The sequence below is a fragment of the Rhizobium sp. CBN3 genome (genome assembly GCF_030518245.1).
Lineage (GTDB): Bacteria > Pseudomonadota > Alphaproteobacteria > Rhizobiales > Rhizobiaceae > Rhizobium > Rhizobium aethiopicum_A.
On record NZ_JAULSE010000013.1, the window covers coordinates 160,929 to 178,436 of the forward strand.

Annotated in this window: 11 protein-coding genes and 2 pseudogenes; 10 read left to right on the forward strand and 3 right to left on the reverse strand. The window is 62.9% G+C overall.

Annotated features, from left to right (window positions below; all coding sequences use genetic code 11):
* Positions 1-58: 58 nt before the first annotated feature.
* The 6 genes and pseudogenes from QWJ46_RS20500 (at position 59) to QWJ46_RS20525 (ending at position 7,740) form a co-directional block, all read left to right on the forward strand.
* A complete protein-coding gene (locus QWJ46_RS20500; RefSeq protein WP_302753336.1) occupies positions 59-1,921 on the forward strand; it encodes a glycosyl hydrolase in 1,863 nt (620 codons plus the stop codon).
* Positions 1,918-2,750 (forward strand): annotated as a pseudogene (locus QWJ46_RS20505) (sugar phosphate isomerase/epimerase family protein). The gene QWJ46_RS20500 and the pseudogene QWJ46_RS20505 overlap by 4 nt, the downstream one beginning before the upstream one ends.
* The gene (locus tag QWJ46_RS20510; RefSeq protein ID WP_302753337.1) at positions 2,747-3,763 is read left to right on the forward strand and encodes a hydroxyacid dehydrogenase; all 1,017 of its coding nucleotides are present in this window, start codon (positions 2,747-2,749) and stop codon (positions 3,761-3,763) included. The pseudogene QWJ46_RS20505 and the gene QWJ46_RS20510 overlap by 4 nt, the downstream one beginning before the upstream one ends.
* The gene (locus QWJ46_RS20515; protein ID WP_302753338.1) at positions 3,760-5,181 is read left to right on the forward strand and encodes a mandelate racemase; all 1,422 of its coding nucleotides are present in this window, start codon (positions 3,760-3,762) and stop codon (positions 5,179-5,181) included. The genes QWJ46_RS20510 and QWJ46_RS20515 overlap by 4 nt, the downstream gene beginning before the upstream one ends.
* 82 nt (positions 5,182-5,263) lie before the next feature.
* Entirely contained in the window at positions 5,264-7,006 is a 1,743-nt protein-coding gene (gene araD / locus QWJ46_RS20520) for an L-arabinonate dehydratase (protein WP_302753340.1), read from the forward strand.
* 14 nt (positions 7,007-7,020) lie between these two features.
* The gene (locus QWJ46_RS20525; RefSeq protein WP_302753342.1) at positions 7,021-7,740 is read left to right on the forward strand and encodes a ribonuclease activity regulator RraA; all 720 of its coding nucleotides are present in this window, start codon (positions 7,021-7,023) and stop codon (positions 7,738-7,740) included.
* Between the two features lie 19 nt (positions 7,741-7,759).
* On the opposite strand, the gene QWJ46_RS20530 is transcribed toward QWJ46_RS20525, so the two are convergent.
* Positions 7,760-8,290 (reverse strand): cytochrome c, encoded by a 531-nt coding sequence (locus QWJ46_RS20530; RefSeq protein ID WP_302753343.1) that lies wholly within the window; start codon positions 8,288-8,290, stop codon positions 7,760-7,762.
* A 283-nt stretch (positions 8,291-8,573) separates the two neighbouring features.
* Between QWJ46_RS20530 and QWJ46_RS20535 the strand changes: the two are divergent.
* Positions 8,574-8,785, forward strand: a pseudogene (locus QWJ46_RS20535) (mandelate racemase); the annotation flags it as partial.
* Between the two features lie 676 nt (positions 8,786-9,461).
* On the opposite strand, the gene QWJ46_RS20540 reads toward QWJ46_RS20535, so the two are convergent.
* Entirely contained in the window at positions 9,462-12,617 is a 3,156-nt protein-coding gene (locus QWJ46_RS20540) for an efflux RND transporter permease subunit (RefSeq protein ID WP_302753344.1), read from the reverse strand.
* Entirely contained in the window at positions 12,617-13,690 is a 1,074-nt protein-coding gene (locus QWJ46_RS20545) for an efflux RND transporter periplasmic adaptor subunit (RefSeq protein WP_302753345.1), read from the reverse strand. The genes QWJ46_RS20540 and QWJ46_RS20545 overlap by 1 nt, the downstream gene beginning before the upstream one ends.
* A 232-nt stretch (positions 13,691-13,922) precedes the next feature.
* Here QWJ46_RS20545 and QWJ46_RS20550 point away from each other — a divergent pair, with 232 nt between their 5' ends.
* The 3 genes from QWJ46_RS20550 to QWJ46_RS20560 all read left to right on the forward strand — a co-directional run bounded on the left by QWJ46_RS20550 (position 13,923) and on the right by QWJ46_RS20560 (position 17,452).
* Positions 13,923-14,609: a response regulator gene (locus tag QWJ46_RS20550; RefSeq protein ID WP_302753346.1), complete on the forward strand. Its 687-nt coding sequence runs from the start codon at positions 13,923-13,925 to the stop codon at positions 14,607-14,609.
* 2 nt (positions 14,610-14,611) lie between these two features.
* Positions 14,612-15,871, forward strand: a complete 1,260-nt coding sequence (locus QWJ46_RS20555) for an ATP-binding protein (protein WP_302753348.1) — start codon at positions 14,612-14,614, stop codon at positions 15,869-15,871.
* A 99-nt stretch (positions 15,872-15,970) separates the two neighbouring features.
* Positions 15,971-17,452, forward strand: coding sequence for an efflux transporter outer membrane subunit (locus QWJ46_RS20560; RefSeq protein ID WP_302753349.1), 1,482 nt, complete (start codon positions 15,971-15,973; stop codon positions 17,450-17,452).
* Positions 17,453-17,508: the final 56 nt, after the last annotated feature.

Consider the following 17,508-nt stretch of genomic DNA (forward strand, 5'->3'; position numbering starts at 1 on the left):
CCGGCTGCTTCGTGCGCCCCCCGGCGCACTCCAACTTCCGCCCATGGAGAAATCAGCAATGCGTGACCGTACGCGAATAAACGTCGATGCCAGCCAAGCGGTCCGTCCGTTCAACCGGTTCTGGCGCGGCACCGGCTTTTCGCCGGCCGAACTGCTGCTCGAACCCGAAATGCGCCAGATGCTCGCCTATATCGGCGGCTTGCCGAACGAAGGCATCCGGTACCTGCGCGTGCACTATCTCTACAATCTGCTGCGCTCGACCGGCGGCGCCGGCTACGACTGGTCGCTGCTCGACCGCGCGCTCGACTCAATGATCGAACACCGGCTGAAGCCGTTCTTCGAGCTGATGGGCAATCCCTCGGGCCTGTTCACCGATTATGAGGACATGGACCAGGTCAGGCGCTGGCGCGATCTCGTGACGGCGACGGCCGACCGCTATGGCGCGCGTTACGGCATGGACGAGTTGCGCAGCTGGTATTTCGAAACGACGAACGAGGCCGATTCCGGCTGGTGGACCTACGGGATCAAAGGCTACACCAATTATTACGATGCCTGCGTCGCCGGGCTCGATGCCGTCGATCCCAGCCTCCCCATGGGCGGGCCAGGGACTGCCCGGACGCTTTCGCCGATCTTTCGCGCCTTGATGGCGCATTGCGACAGCGGCACGAGCTGTCTGACCGGCAAGGGGCCGCGCCTCGACTACATCTCGATCCACGAAAAGGGCGTCAACGGCAGCAAGGAAGACCTGACCCCGAAAACCCACGCGATCGTCGACCGCACGCTTCTCGTCGTCGACTATCTCAAGGAGCATCATCCGCGGCTTGCGGGCCTGCCGATCGTCAACGACGAATGCGATCCGCAGCTCGGCTGGAGCGATCATCACAGCTGGCACGGCAAGGCCTACTACGCCGGGATCATCGCCCGCATCATCGAACAGCACGACCGGCGCATCATCGCCCCGAAAGCGGCTGATCTCACCTTCCTCAGCAACGACCATGCCTTTATCGGCGGCTGGAGTCAGCGCACGATTTTTGCCTATTTCGGTTCGCGCAATTTCACCAAGGCGCAATGGGAGCACAAGACCGATCTGAACAGGCTGGTTAGCGATGTCGACCAGGCGCCACCCTTCGAGCTCGTCAAGAAGCCCGGCCTGACATCGATGGAGCTGCTGGCAACGCTCGGCGACACCGTCTGCAAGGTGACGGCCGAGCCGCCGCTGACGCCCGACCAGGATGGCCTGGCGATCCTGCCGACACGGCTGCCGGGGGGCGGTGTTTCCATCAGCCTCATCCATAGCGTCGACGCCATCAACCGTTCGGGGCGGACCGCCGTCCGCCTCGAAGTGAGCGGGCTGGTTCCCGGCCGCCATGCCCTGTGCCTGCTGCGCATCGACGAGGAATTCACCAATCCGATGGAGGTCTGGGAGGCCCAGCGCGACGAGAGCAACCCTCGTGGGCTCTTTGAACCGGTCGGCGCACCGCCTGAGCCAACCGAAGCGCAATTTGCCGAACTGCGTCGTGCGCAGGAACCCGCCTTGCTGCATCCGGTCAGCACAATCGAGTGCGACGAAGGCCGGATCAGCGTCGATCTGGATCTACCCTTGCCGTCGTTGACACAGGTGCTGGTCGTTCCCGACCCCGGCAGACCCCCGGCCGCGCCCACAGGCCTCGTCGTCGAACGTTATCTTGGTCTCGGCGGCCGGGAGGAGCGCATGCTGTTTTGGGCCGCCGGCGATGCGAGCCCAGCCATCTTTTATGATGTCCTGGTCAGCAGGGATGGCGAGACATTCGAGAAAGCCAGTCCCGTGCCGCTGATCTCGACGGCATTCCTGCACATGTCGCCGCCGGAGGGCGCGCAATACGCGGTCTGCGCCCGCGATGCATTCGGCCACCGCAGCGAGCTTTGCCTTTCCAGCCGATGAGCAGGGACATCGCCTATTTCACCAAGACCATGGAGGGCCTGCGGCTCGAGACGGCGGCGGAGATCACGGCGGGCCTGGGGTTCGAGTGTGCCGACCTTCTCGTTCGCGACGGCCACGCCGTTTCCCCTGACCGGCCGGAGGAGGTCGTCAAGGCCGCGAAGCTCTTTGCCGCAGCCGGTCTGCGCATGCCGATGGCGACGATCGATTCCACGCGGCCCGACGATGCCGCGTCCCGGCTTCTGTTCCATTGCCGCGAGGCCGGTATCGGCCAGGTCCGGCTCGGTTTCTGGCGCTATGATCCGGCGCGGCGCTGGACAGTCCAGGTCGATGAAGCGCGGCGTGACCTCGACGGTTTCGAGCAGCTTGCCGAACGGATCGGCATGAAACTGATCATCCAGCTTCACGGCGGGACGCTGCACAGCTCGGGCGCGCTGGCGCTGCAATTGCTGACCGGGCGCGACCCCGCCAGGATCGGCGCCTATCCCGATCCGGCCAATCAGATCGTTCGCGAGGGGAGCGAGGACTGGCGTCTGACCCTCGACATTCTCGATCCGTGGGTCTGTTGCATCGGCGTCAAGAATGGCGGCTGGTTTCCCGGTGTCCATGGCGCCGACGGCCAGCGCGCATGGCATTCGGATTGGTGCGGGCTCGACGAGGGCATGGGCCCTGGAACGAGATCATCCCCCATCTGGTCACCACCGGGTTTGCCGGCGTGCTCTCGGTCCATTCCCAATACCGGGTTCCCCGGCAACAGGCGCTCGACAAGGTCCGCGCCGATCTTGCCTATCTCAGGCGGCTGGTCGCCGCAGCGAAAGAAGTAGAACCATGAACGAACAGACTTCCGTCATTGCCGTCCTTTTGACCGAAAAGACCCGCCGCATGATGCTGGACGATGCGGCCACCGCTGAGTTGAACGCTCTCGGCGAGGTGCGCTGGCCGACCGGCGCCGTGATCGACGCCGCCGATGCCGACCGGCTGCTGCAAGGCGCCACCGCCTGCCTGACCGGCTGGGGAACGCCGCCCTTCGATGCCGCCACGCGCCAGCGCCATCCGCAACTTGCCCTCGTCGCGCATTCGGCCGGCAGCATCCGCACGCTCGTTCCTGCCCGTCTGTTCGATGAGGGCCTTCGCGTCAGCCATGCTGCCTCGAAAATTGCCGCCTCGGTTGCCGAATTCGTCGTCGCCGAAGCGTTGCTTTCCATGCGCGGCATTCACCGGCTGCATGCTCAATTGCGTGGCGGCGGCGAATGGCTCGACGTTCGTGCAGCAGTGCCGCAGAGATTGCTTGGCGCTCGCACGGTCGGCATCGTCGGCGCCGGATATGTCGGACGGGCGGTCATGCGCCTGCTTGTTCCGTTCGGCTGTCGCGTGCTGGTCGTTGATCCCTATTTGGACGAGAGGGAGGCCGCAGCACTTGGCGTTGTCAGTGTCGCGCTGGAGGATGCGCTGGTTCAAAGCGAGGTGATTTCCTTGCATGCGCCCGTCCTGCCCGAAACGCGCCGCATGATCGGTGCCCGCGAACTGGCGCTGCTGCGTCCCGGCGCGCTCTTCATCAATACGGCCCGTGCCGAGCTGGTCGACGAGACTGCATTGCTCGCCGAAATCCGGTCCGGCCGCATCGAAGCGGCGCTTGATGTCTTTGACAATGAGCCGCTGCCGCCTGACAGCCCCTTCCGCGACCCTGCGCTCGCCAACCTCACCATTTCGCCTCATACTGCCGGTCACACCGAAGAGGCACATTTTGCCCAGGGGCAGGCCATGGTGGACGAAATCGGCCGGCTTCTTCGCCGGGAACCGCTCCGCCACGAGGTGACCCGCGCCATGCTCGAGCGGATGGCATGACCATGGACAGAAGCATTGGAGGGCCTGTGGAGGCGCCGCGTGTCAGAATCGTCGAGATCGACGCCTTCGAACGCGATATCCGGCTGCGCCTGCCGTTTCGCTTCGGTGCGGCTACCCTTGAGCAGGCGCCGCAGGCCTTTCTCAGGGTTCGTATCGAGGACGAGCAAGGGAAAACCGCCATCGGCGCCGCCGCCGAGATGATGGTGCCGAAATGGTTCGACAAGAATCCGGCCCTGACGCCGGCGCAAAATGTAGATCAACTGCGTGGCTCGATCCGCCTTGCCGGCGCTGCGTCGCTCGAAGCGTCGGCGCCGGCAACATTGTTTGCCGCTGCCCGGCTGAACGAGTTGGAGACGGTGCGGCGCCTGCCCGGAAATCCGTTGGCGGCCGGCTTCGGTCCTTCGCTTGTCGCCCGCGCCGCGCTCGATGCCTATTGCCGCCTCGCGGGCACTTCCTTCTTCGATGCGGTGCGCCGCAATCTCATCGGCATCGCCGGGCCGATGCTGCCGGGGGATATCGATGCGGATGCGGCACCGGCGACGCTTGCCGGCCTCCGCCCGGCCGGTTCGATCGCAGCCCGGCACACGATCGGACTTCTCGATCCGATCACCGAGGGCGATGTCGCCCACCCCCTCGACGACGGCCTGCCGGAAAGCCTCGAGGCGGTGATAACGCGTTACGGCAACCGCTGGTTCAAGATCAAGTTGTCCGGCGCGATCGATGCCGATATCGACCGCCTAGCCCGGATCGCCGCCGTGCTGGACCGCTTGCCCGACTACCGGGTGACGGTCGACGGCAACGAACAGTTCGGCGCCGCCGAGCAGCTTGGCGCCTTGCTGGCGCGGATCGATGAAACCCCGCGGTTGAAGAGGTTGCGGGCGACCATCGCCTTTGTCGAGCAGCCGTTCTCGCGCGAGATCACCATGGAGACGCCGCTGGGAGATCTGGCGGCGCAATTGCCCTTTCTGATCGACGAGAGCGATGATGGCGACGATGCCTTCGCCCGCGCCCGGCGGCTCGGCTACACCGGCGTCTCCTCCAAGACCTGCAAGGGCATTTACCGCTCGCTCATGAAGGCGATCCGCATCAGGACGGGAGGTGTGCCGGGACTGTTCCTCTCCGGCGAGGACCTCACCTGTCAGGCCGGACTTGCGGTACAGCAGGATCTGGCGCTGGTCTCACTGCTCGGCCTCTCCCATGTCGAGCGCAACGGTCATCACTATGTAGCCGGCATGCAGGGTGCGCCTCAGGCAGAGAAAGCGCGCTTTGCCGCGGCCCACCCAGATCTCTACCAGCAAGGCGCCGACGGGCCGATCCTGTCGGTCCGTGGCGGCCGGATCGACATCGGCTCGCTGACGGCGATCGGTTACGCGAGCGGCGCCTTGCCTGATTTCGAAGCGATGGAGCGGCTCTCTTGACATCCATGGACGTTCAGACGGGAGCCTGTATCTTGCTGGCCTCGTACACTTCAAGCTATGTCAATATTGGAGGCAGGTCGGCATGTCGTTGAAAACCGTCAAGACATCGGGGGAGCTGCGGTCGGCGCGCTGGTTCGCATCCGAGGACTTGCGCGGCTTCGGCCATCGCTCGCGCCTGATGCAGATGGGCTACGATGCCGGCGACTGGGCCGGCAAGCCGTTGATCGGCATTCTGTCCACGTGGTCGGACCTCAATCCCTGCCATGCCCATTTCAAGCATCGCGTCGAAGACGTGAAGCGTGGCGTGCTGCAGGCTGGCGGCTTTCCGGTGGAGATGCCGGCGCTGGCGCTGTCGGAAAATTTCATGAAACCGACGACCATGCTCTACCGCAACCTCCTGGCAATGGAGACCGAAGAGCAGATCCGCGCCCATCCCGTCGATGGCGTGGTGCTGATGGGAGGATGCGACAAGACCACGCCTGGCCTCATCATGGGCGCGCTCAGCGCCGGCGTGCCGATGATCTACCTGCCGGCCGGGCCGATGCTGCGGGGCAATTATGCGGGCCAGCAGCTCGGGTCCGGTTCGGACGCCTGGAAATACTGGGACGAGCGGCGCGCCGGAACGATATCGGACAGAGAATGGGCCGGCATCGAAGCCGGTATCGCCCGCTCCTACGGCCATTGCATGACGATGGGCACTGCTTCGACGATGACGGCGATTGCCGATGCGATGGGGCTGACGCTGACGGGAGCCTCATCCATTCCCGCGCCCGATGCCAACCATATCCGCATGTCGGCTCATTCAGGCCGGCGGATCGTCGAGATGGTCTGGGAAGATCTGACGCCGGATAGGATCGTGACGCCTGCGGCCGTTCGCAATGCCGCGACGGTCGCCATGGCGACCGGCTGTTCCACCAATGCCGTCATCCATCTCCTCGCCATGGCGCGCAGGGGAGGGGTCGCGCTGACGCTCGACGATCTCGACGCGCTTGGCCGCGTCACTCCGGTCGTCGCCAATGTCCGTCCGTCCGGAAAGATCTATCTGATGGAGGATTTCTACTATGCCGGCGGACTTCTGGCGCTGATGTCGCAGATCCGCGAGCGGCTCGATCTCGACGCATTGACGGTTTCGGGGGAAACGCTGGGCGCGGCGCTGGCCGACGCCAAGATCTATAATGACGATGTGATCCGGCCGCTTTCCAATCCGATCTATCCGGAGGGCTCGCTTGCCGTGCTCAAGGGCAATCTGGCGCCCGATGGTGCGGTGATCAAACCCGCGGCATGCGACCCGCGCTTCCATGTCCATCAAGGCCCGGCTCTGGTCTTCGACAGTTACCCCGACATGAAGGCGGCGGTCGAGGACGAGACGCTCGATGTGACGCCTGATCATGTGATGGTGTTGCGCAATGCCGGACCGCTCGGCGGCCCCGGCATGCCGGAATGGGGCATGCTGCCGATGCCCAAGGCGCTGCTGAAGCAAGGACATCGCGACATGCTGCGGCTGTCGGATGCGCGCATGAGCGGCACCAGCTATGGCGCCTGCGTGCTGCATGTGGCGCCCGAAGCCCATGTCGGTGGCCCGCTCGCTCTGCTGCGGAACGGCGACATCGTCAGGATCGATATTCCGAACCGCCGGCTGGACATGCTGGTCGATGAGGCGGAGCTGATCAGGCGCCGCGCCTCCTGGATGAAGCCGGCGGATCGTTTCGGCCGCGGTTACGGTTGGATGTACGCCTCCCATGTCAGCCAAGCCGACAAGGGTTGCGACTTCGATTATCTGCTGCCCGAATTCGGTGCGGCAGCCGGAGAACCGGACATTTTCTAGGAGGACATGCGGGAATGACGACACTTTCGGACAACACGCGCGACAAACTCATGCGAGTGAGCGTCGCCACCATCAGCACGGCGCTCTTCAAGCGCGGCCTGCGCAACCAGACCATCCAGGATGTGCAGCCGGTCGCCGGCAAAGGCCGCAATATGGTCGGCCCGGCCTATACGCTGCGCTACATTCCGGCGCGCGAAGACCTGAACAAGCTCGAGGTTTTCCGCAATCCCGAACACCCGCAGCGCGCCTGCGTCGAAACCTGCCCGCCGGGCGCCGTGCTGGTGATGGACAGCCGCAAGAATCCACGCGCCGCCTCCGCCGGCTCGATCCTCGTCACGCGGCTGATGGTGCGCGGCGTGGCGGGTGTCGTCACCGATGGCGGGTTCCGCGACAGCCCCGAAATAGCGGGGTTGGCGATCCCTGCCTATCACAACCGCCCCTCGGCGCCGACGAACCTCACGCTGCACCAGGCGCTCGACGTCAATGTACCGATCGGTTGCGGCGACGTGGCGGTCTGGCCCGGCGACATCATGGTCGGCGACAACGAAGCGGTGATCGTCATTCCGGCCGAACTCGCCGACGAGATTGCCGAGGAGGCGGTGGAAATGACCGCCTATGAGGACTTCGTGACCGAGCGCGTGTTGGCCGGCCAGTCTATCATCGGTCTCTACCCGGCGACGCAGCCGCGCAATCTCGAGGAATTCGCCGCCTGGCGCGCCAGGAGCGGCCGGTGACTCGGAGCATCCGTCACTTCTAGTTTGGCGCGCTGGCTGCGGTTTCACCCGGCGGCAAGATCCGGAACAAAAAGGTCGGAACCTTCTCCCCCGGCTTGAAAGGTCCGGGGACCTGATTAGTTACTGGTTTCAAGCTTTGAAGGTACGCTGCAATTGATGTCACGTCCTCGTCGGTGAGCTGCGCGAATGCATGCCATGGCATGATTGGCGCCAGGACGCGACCGTCCGGCCGCTGCCCGGACTGAAGGGCAGTCACGATCTGTTCCCTGGTCCAGCTGCCGATGCCGGTCTCCTTGTCAGGCGTAATGTTGCGGCCGACAAAAACGCCCTGGCCCGGGATCTCAAAGCCAACATCCGATCCACCGAGAAATCGCGCGGTGTCCGGCTTTCCGAAGAAATATCCCGGCGTGTGGCAGTCGTTGCACCCGCCGATCGTGACGAGATATTCGCCGCGCGCAATCTGCGGATCATCGGCCGCTGCTGCCATGCTCAACGGCAGCTCCAACGCACAAGCAGCTAAAAATGCGAGCCGAACGCTCAATCGAAACATTTTACCCTCCGTGCTACAGCCGCTCGCAGCCGTAAAGGACTGAATATCACGATGAAGTTGTTCGATATATTAGCCACTTCGAATTAATAGAATTGTACGGGCGCAGGCCGCCAGGCCAGCAGTAAAAAAGGACCACGACGAAGCAGGCCTCCGTGTATTTTCGCGAGCATCGGGCGCGGCCGCTACTCGTGGCTCAGATTGCGAGGAATAAAGAACATCTGAGAAGCGTCGCCGCCATTCTGGCGGCACATCAACCGAAGTGCTTTAAGCCGGGATAGACATGTCCATCCGCCTGCGTTCCGGCGGAGTGTTACTTTCGGGCGAGGACCTGATCTGGCAGCTGGGCTCGCTGTGCAGCAGATTCTGGCGCTAGTCTCGCTGCCTGGCCTCTCCCATGTCGAGCAGGCCGCCGACGGCCCGTTGCTGTCGATCCGTAATGGCCGGATTGGTATCGCTTCGCTCAGGGCGGTCGGCTACGCCAGCGGCACCTTGCCCGTCCGGCAAACGTGCCCTGATCACCCCGAGCATGCGATCGATCACCCCGTTCCTCCAATTGAAATGTCTTCCGATGGTGCATCACGCTCTATTCGAAGATTTTCTGCGCGGCCTGAGTGGATCTCATGGCCCAGCAAGTGCGCAATTGACACGCAGTGATTTTGAATAAAAATCTGAATCAACGGAATAACTCCGGATCGGCCGAGAGTAAAATAGTGGAAAAATTCCGAATTGAAATTGAGACTCCGCCGCGGTGTCCCGGAGTATATGGCTTTCCGCTCCGCAAAACGGCACCAGGGGATATTTCGATGTGCCTTGGACACACGACACTCCGGATAGACTGAGGTCGAGTTCTAATAGCTGTGCAGATGTTAAGCGCGGTTAAGGAAGTGTAAAGTTTGGTAAAGGTTCTTTCCGCGGCTCAGGCGAGACGCTGCCGGTAGGAACTCCGTGCAGCCGAAAGGTCCGAGCGCAACGGCAGCGAAGGTGACGAATGCCTGGGCTATCGCTTTTCAGAGGATGCAGGACGCGCAGGCGGCGCGAGGCCGCCTGCGGGGGGATATACGTCCCGCGGTCTCGTTCCGGGGGAGGGAATTTGACCGAAGAGGTTGCCATGAAAGTCGCCAGGTGTCGTCCGTATCGGTGCGGAGCATCTGGCCGAAGTTCGACGAGAAGATTATCTCTGGCCGTGTCCTCGCTTCGATTGCTCGGGTTTGAAGGCGATCGCGGCGTGATCGTTGGAGGCCTCCGGTTTATCCTCGGCGATCTCCTGGGCCAGCCCGATCCGGCGCAGCAACCGTTTGAGCGCCTCGTCCAGGTCGTCGACGAAGGTGAAGATGACGGGGATGACGATGAGGCTGAGCAGCGTCGACATCATCACGCCGCCGATTACCACGATCGCCATCGGCTGCCGGAAGCTCGAATCGCCGCCGCTCAGGCTGAGAGCGACCGGAAGCATGCCGCAAGCCATCGCGATGGTGGTCATGACAATCGGCCGGGCGCGCTTGTGGCAGGCATCCACGAGGGCATCGAACCTGGACATGCCCTGGCGGCGCGACATGATCGCATATTCGATCAGCAGGATCGAGTTCTTCGTCACCACGCCCATCAGCATGAGCAGCCCGATGACGGCGGCCAGCGAGAAGCTGGTCCCGGTCACCACCAGCGGCACGAGCGCACCGCCGAGCGAGAGCGGCAGAGCCATCAGCAGGGTGAGCGGCTGCAGGAAATCATGGAAGAGCAGGACGAGGACCGCATAGATGCAGAACACGCCGATCGCCATTGCCAGCGCGAAGCTCTGGAACAGTTCCGAGCTGCGCTGAAGTTCGCCCTGCTCGACAAGTGTGACGCCCGAGGGCAGATGCTGGAGCGCCGGCAGCGCCTGTGCCTCGCGGTTGACGTCGCCGAGGATGCGGCCGTTGAGCTCAACCGACACGGTGACATTGCGCATGCGGTCGATGCGGTCGATTTCGGAGGGGCTGCCGCCGATGCTGATATCGGCGATCGATCCGAGATCGACATTGCCGTTCGTGCCCGCCACCCGCATGTTCTTGATATCGTCAAGGCTGGTGCGCGACTCCGGGCTGAAGCGGACGACGATCGGCACCTGGCGCTGCGGCAGGTTGAGCTTTGGCAGGCTGGCGGAATATTCGCCGTTCGTCGCCACGCGCGCGGCCTCGGCGATAGCGCTCGACGTCACCCCGAACGTCGCGGCGCGCGCAAAATCGGGCGTGATCTGGATCTCGGGTGCCTGCCTTGCTGCGGTGGACGTCACCGCACCGATACCGTTCAGCGTGCGGAGCTGCTCTTCGAGCGCAGTACTCGCGCTGTCAAGGGCGTTGGCATCGTCGCTGGCAAGGGTGATCTCGAGCTTGGTGCCGTTGCCGCCGCCGCCGACTGCGACACGCACGCCTGATAGAACCGAAAGAGCCTGCCGGATGTCGTTTTCGATTTCCGACTGCTTGCGGTCACGCTCGCCGATCGACGACAGCACGGCGACGATCGTGGCGGAATTGACGCTGCTCGTGGTACTGGCGTCGGCGCCGCCACCCGAAGATGCGGAGCCGACCGAGGAGAAGACACGGGTGACGTCCTGCAGCTTGCCGACGATATCGGCGGCTTTCCGGGTCGCGGTGTCCGTCTGCTCGATGGTGGCGCCCGGCTGCATGGTGAGTGTGATTTGGGTTCGCGCGTCATCGGAAGCGGGTATGAAGCCGGATTTCAGCAGCGGGATCGTGGACAGCGAAAGTGCGACGACGACAGCGGTTACGGCCATCGTGGTCTTCCGGCGATTCATGGCGGCCTTCACGACTGCCAGATAGATGCGCATGATGCGGCCGTCCTTTTCCTCCGTCGGAGGAACAGCCTTCATGAAATAGGCGGCCATCATCGGCGTCAGCAGGCGTGCGACGACGAGCGAGGCGAGGACGGCGACGGCGGCGGTGACCCCGAACTGGCGGAACAGAAGTCCCGGAATACCGCTCATGAAGGCGGTCGGCAAGAAGACCGCGACCAGTGTGAAGGTGGTTGCGATGACGGCGAGCCCGATCTCGTTGGCGGCTTCGAGGGCGGCATCGATCGGTCGCTTGCCCATCTGCAGGTGGCGGGCGATGTTTTCGATCTCGACGATGGCGTCGTCGACCAGAATGCCGACCACCAGCGACAGCGCCAGCAGCGTGATGATATTAAGGCTGAAGCCGCAGAGGTACATGACAAGGAAGGTCGGGATCACGGACAGGGGCAGCGCCACGGCCGAGAGGATCGTCGCGCGCCAATCCCGAAGGAAGAGCCAGACGACGATGATCGCCAGGATCGCCCCCTCGTACAGCATGTGCATCGAACCATCGTAGTTGTCGACAATCGGCCCGATCGTGCTGTAGGCTTCGTCGATCTCGACGTTGGAATGTTTTGCGGCAAATTGTTTCATGGCTTTGTCGACATCGCCGGCGACACCGCTGTCGGAAAAGCCGTTCGAGCGCTTGATCTCGACGGCGATCACCGGTTTTCCGTCGAGATAGGCCATCGAAGACCGCTCCGCGAAACTGTCGGTGACGGATGCGACGTCGTCGAGGCGAACCTGCTGGCCGTTGGCCAAGGGAATTCTCAGTCCTTTCAGAGCCTCGACCGATGGCAGAGCGCCGAGCGTGCGCAGGGTTTGACGGGTGCCGCCGATTTCGCCGAGGCCGCCCGATGTATCCGCCTGCACCGCCTTCAGCTGCGACGATACGGTCGCCGCAGTGACCCCGAGCGACGCCATTGTCGCGGGATCGAGATCGACGTGAACCTCGCGGTCGATCCCGCCGATGCGGTTGACTTGTCCGACGCCGGACACCGACAGCAGCGCCTTGGTCAGATCATTGTCGACAAACCAGGAAAGCTCGGTTTCGTTGAGAGCAGTCGAGCGGACGGCATAGGTGACCAGCGCGGAGCTTTGAACCGTGACCTTGGTGACGCTTGGTGTCTCCATCTGCGCCGGAAGATCGCCCTTGACGCTGTCGACGGCGTTGCGGACTTCGTTGAGCGCCGCTTCGCTGTCTTTCTCCAGCTTGAAGGAAACCTTGATCGAGACGGTGCCGTCGGTGATGGTCGTGGTGATGTGGTCGAGATAGCTGAGCGAAGCCAAACTGTCTTCGATGGTGCGGGCGACCTCGGTTTCGAGCTGTGTCGGCGCCGCTCCGTCGAGCGTCGCCGTGACGCTGATCGTCGGAAGGTCCATATCGGGGAAGTTCTGGACCGCCAGGGTCTTGAAGGCCAAGAGTCCCCCAACCGTCAGCATCACGAACAGCAATATTGCCGGGACGGGGTTGCGGATCGACCATGCCGAGAAGTTCATCAGTTTTTCTCCGCGATCTTCACGAGGTCATTGTCCGAGAGGAATGCACCTCCCGAGGTGACCACCTTCGACGTCCGGTCTATGCCGGAGACGATTTCCACCTCGCCATTGTTGCGGCGGCCGGTTTCCACCCGGACCCTTTGCACCCGTTGATCCTCGCCTGCGGTGAAGACGTAACTGATCCCGTCCCGGAACACGATTGCGGTCTCGGGCACGGTCAGCGCCGACGAAGTCTTGAGCTCGATGTTGCCGGTGACGTAAAGGCCCGTGCGCGGACGGGCGTCGTCCGGCAGCGTGACATAGACGATTGCCCGGCTGGTATCGGTGCTGACCGACGGCCCGACAAGCCTCACCTTGCCCTCGATGACATGACCTTCAGGCCCGTTGACCTGGACGCTCAGGCCTTGCGAAATACGCGGGAGATAACGTGCCGAAACCTCGGCCTGCCATTCGATCCGCTGCTGGCGAATCATGCGGAACAGTTCCGTGCCGGCGGAGACGACGGCGCCGAGATCGGCGGAACGCGACGTGATGAGACCGTCATCGACGGCCGTAATGGTCGTCTGCGCAAGCTTGATCTTTTCGCTGTCGAGGGCGGACTCTTCGGATGCAAGACTTGCCGTCGCGGTCTGCTCGTCGGCAAGATACTCGACGATCTTCTCATCGGAGAGCGCACCCGAAGGCTGCAGCTGCCGCGCCCGGTCGGCATTGGCTTTGGCCTTCGAAAGGCTTGCCTTGGCGGTCGCGACGGCGGCCTCCTGCTTGCGAAGATCGGCAAGCACGCTCTCCTGGGAAAGCCGGACGAGCGTCTGACCCTTCGTGACCACGGAACCGACATCGACCAGAACATCGGTTATGCGCAACCCGCTCGTCTCTGAGGCGATGACGGCTTCCTGCCATGGTTTCAGCCACCCGCTCGCCGGAACGGTCTCCGGCCAGTCCCGCTGAGCCGGCGCCGTGAGAGAGACGGTGAGGGCGGTTGCCGCAGCCTGTTGCGCCATGGCACTACAAAGGGGGGAGACGAGTGCGGCCGCCACGACGGCGGCCGCGAATAGTCTGGATGGTTTTCTCAACGATGCACTCCTTGTGGTCAAGGCATCGGTGCCTTTCCCGATCGGCGCAATCGACTGAAGGATTGCCGCTCATGCACAGCAACCGGGTTTTCAGCGCGCGACGATGTCATGGCAGGATAAGTACCGGGGCGAACGTTAAGTGCGGTCAAGTTAGTGTTAAGTTGGGTAAAACTTGGTCGCCTGAGCGTGTTTGTGCTGTATGGCTTGCCCGGATTGATAACGGATAACGCGAATGAACAAGGTTCTCCTGATCGACGACGATGCGGAGTTGACGACACTTCTGCAGGAATATCTGGTCGAGGAAGGATATGACGTCGTAACGGACACGGATGGTCGCGCCGCCATTGCCGCGGCTGCCGGCAATACGGTCGACATCATCGTGCTCGACATCATGATGCCCCGCATGAACGGGATCGAAGTTCTCCAAAGGATCCGGAAGCTCAGCCAGGTCCCCGTCCTGATGCTGACGGCCAGAGGCGACGACGTGGACAGGATATCCGGCCTCAATCTCGGCGCCGACGACTATGTGCCGAAGCCGTGCTCGCCGGGCGAACTTGCGGCGAGGCTGCGGGCCATCCTGCGCCGGGCGGGTCAGCCGGCGGTCGGCGTATCGACCGACACGGTGAGAGCGGGGCGGCTGGTGATCCATCCGGGCAGCAGGCTTGCCGAGTGGCGCGGTGAGACCCTTGACTTGACCGGCACGGAGTTCAGCCTGCTCGAGGTTCTCGCCCGCAGCGCCGGGCAGCTCGTGTCGAAGCAGGATATTTCAAAGCGGGCCTTCGGCAAGCCGCTCACGCCGTTCGATCGCCGGATCGACGTCCATATCAGCAGCGTTCGTCAGAAGCTCGGACTGCGGGAGGATGGACAATCCTGGATCCAGTCCGTTCGCGGCCAGGGCTATCAACTTCTCGTGGACTGACCATGCCCCGGCTTTTCTGGAAGTTCTTCGCGATCATCTGGCTGACGCTAACCACGACCGTCGGCCTGATCATCCTGCTCGTCAACCTTCTCCAAGGCGTTCCTTTTGCGCGGGAACTGGAACAGGAGCGACGATCGATCGCGTTGAACCTAACCGCAAACGTGCTTGCGAGGGACGGCGAGGAAGCGGCAGCATATTTCGTGCGTTCAAGTGAAGAGACGCTGCCGCATGGTTTGACCATATCCAAAACCGCGAAACCCGATTCCTGTTCGGATCCGAAGGCGGCTGATACGCGATCCGTTCTGAAGGAGGGGATCTGCTATCGGATATTCCTGCCAGCCCCTCCCACTTTCACCTTCGAAAATTTTGGCCCGTTTATGCCGTGGCTCACGATCCTGATCTCCAGCACGATATCCGCCTGGGCGCTGGCACGATACCTCATCCGCCCCGTCGTGCATTTGCGCGATGGCTTGAGCGCTCTTGCTCATGGCCGCTTCGACTTCCGCATCGGCGACAAGATGGCCGGCCGGAAGGACGAGGTGACAGCGCTTGCCCACGACTTCGATTCGAGCGCCGCACGGCTTCAGGAACTTCAGGACGCGCAGCAGAGGTTGTTTCACGACGTTTCTCATGAACTGCGTTCGCCTTTGTCCCGGCTGCAGGCCGCCGTCGGGGTGCTCCGGCAGAGTCCGGCCAAGCTTGGCGCCATGCTGGATCGCATGGACCGGGAGGTCGAACGGCTCGACGTGCTGGTGGGAGAGGTGCTGACGCTTGCCAGGCTGACGGCGGGATCTGGCCTGCCGCTGAAGACGCAGACCGTTGATATCATCGAGTTGTTGAACGAAATCCTCGGCGATGCCGCCTTCGAAGCCCAGGCACGGGAGGTCTCGATCACGACGAGCGTCGAAGGTGTCTTCCGAGCCGAGGTCGAAGGCGAGTTGATCTACCGGGCGCTGGAAAACGTCGTTCGCAACGCCGTCAAATATACGGCCGAGCATTCGTTCATATCCGTGTCCTGCGAGACAGCAGCCGACCGCATCAAGATCTGCGTCACGGATCAGGGACCAGGCGTCAGACGAGACGAACTCGAACGGATCTTCCAGCCGTTCTCACGCGGGAAAGAGGCGGTGCCGAGAGGCGGATACGGCCTCGGCCTCGCCATCACCAGGCAGGCTGTCGAACGCCATGGCGGGCGTGTGCATGCGTCGTTGCCGGAGGCGGGGGGGCTGGCGATCACACTGGAGCTTCCCAGAAAGCGCTGATCCCTTCTCACGGGTTTTACCTAACTTTACAGTTTCTTAACCGCCATTAACGCTGGCGTCGCTAAGCCTGAACCCTCGATCCCGGTTCAGAGGCTCCCCGTGAGTACGTCGCTTCGCACAAGACTATCATCCCTCCGCTACGCCGCATCCGCACTCACACTGCTGCTGGCAGGCTGCGTGAGCGGCCCGGACCACGTTCCCCCCGAGATGCCGCTTCCCGCCAAATTCGAAGAGGGCAGCAGCAAGAGCAACGGCAATGTCGTAACGGCTGAATGGTGGACGGCCTATCGCGACAAGAAGCTCGACGGGCTGGTCGCTCACGGCCTCAGCGAGAATCTCGATGTGCTGCAGGCGCTCGAGAGCATCAACTCGGCTTCCGCCAACGTCACGGTTGCCGGCGCCGGCGCTCTGCCGAGCCTGAGCGTGGACGCATCGCACACGGTATCAGGCGAAAAGGGGCGGCTGCGCACGACGGTCGGCGCCACGAACACGTCAGGCGGCGAGGCCAGCCTGTCCTGGCTGCTTGATGTCTTCGGCCAGTACCGTCGCTCGAAGGAGAGCGCCATTGCCTCGCTCGGTGCCGCCTATGCGACGGCCGACAATGCGAAGCTCACCTTTCTGAAAGACCTGGTCGAGAGTTATATCGACGCCCGCTACTATCAGGAGCGGATTGCGCTCTCACAGGCGAATTTGAAGTCCCGTCAGCAGACTTACGAACTCACGCAGCTGCAGCTGAAAGCCGGTGCAGCCTCCCGCCTCGACGTCGTTCAGGCCGAAGGCCTGGTACAGTCGACAAAGGCCGACATTCCCAGCCTCGAACAGAGTTTTACCGAATCGGCCCATCACATTGCCACTCTGCTCGGAATGCCGGCGGCTTCGCTGACGGACGAGCTGCGCAAGAATACAGGCCAGCCGGTGTTCCGCGGCGACATTCGTGCCGGCATTCCGGCCGATCTCATTCGCAACCGTCCCGATATAAGAAAGGCTGAACGCGAGCTTGCGGCGGCTGTGGCCGATATCGGTGCAGCGCAAGCCCAGCTCTACCCGTCGATCTCGCTTTCCGGCTCGATTTCGCCGAGCTGGGTCAAATCCTCGGGCGCCAGCGGCGCCAGCCTGACCAGCTGGTCGTTCGGCCCGACGCTCAACCTGCCGATTTTCGATGGCGGCAAGTTGCGGGCCAATGTCGACATCGAGAAATCCGATGCCAGAACCCAGTATCTGGCGTGGAAAGCGGCGGTGCTGAACGGGGTGGAAGAGGTCGAGAACGCGCTTTCGGCCGTTCGCCGCGATACGCAGACGCTGGAACCGTTGCGCAGGCAGGTGCAGACGGCGCAGGAATCGCTGGCGCTTTCGACCACGAGCTACAAGGATGGTGCCTCGTCTCTGCTCGACGTTCTGGACGCGCAGCGCTCGGTTTCAGATGCTCAGGAAAGCCTTGCTGCCACCGTGCAGCAGGTCGCGAAGGATTATGTCGACCTTTATGTGGCCATCGGCGCCGGTTACCTCGAGCCGGAACAGCCCGCCTCTAGAGCGTGCTGCAATTTTCCGGAATCGGGGATTCGCAAATCAGCGGAAATGTGATTCCCTATGCATGCCGGGAAAGGATGGCCGGCATGGATGACGCGACCCTATTCCGC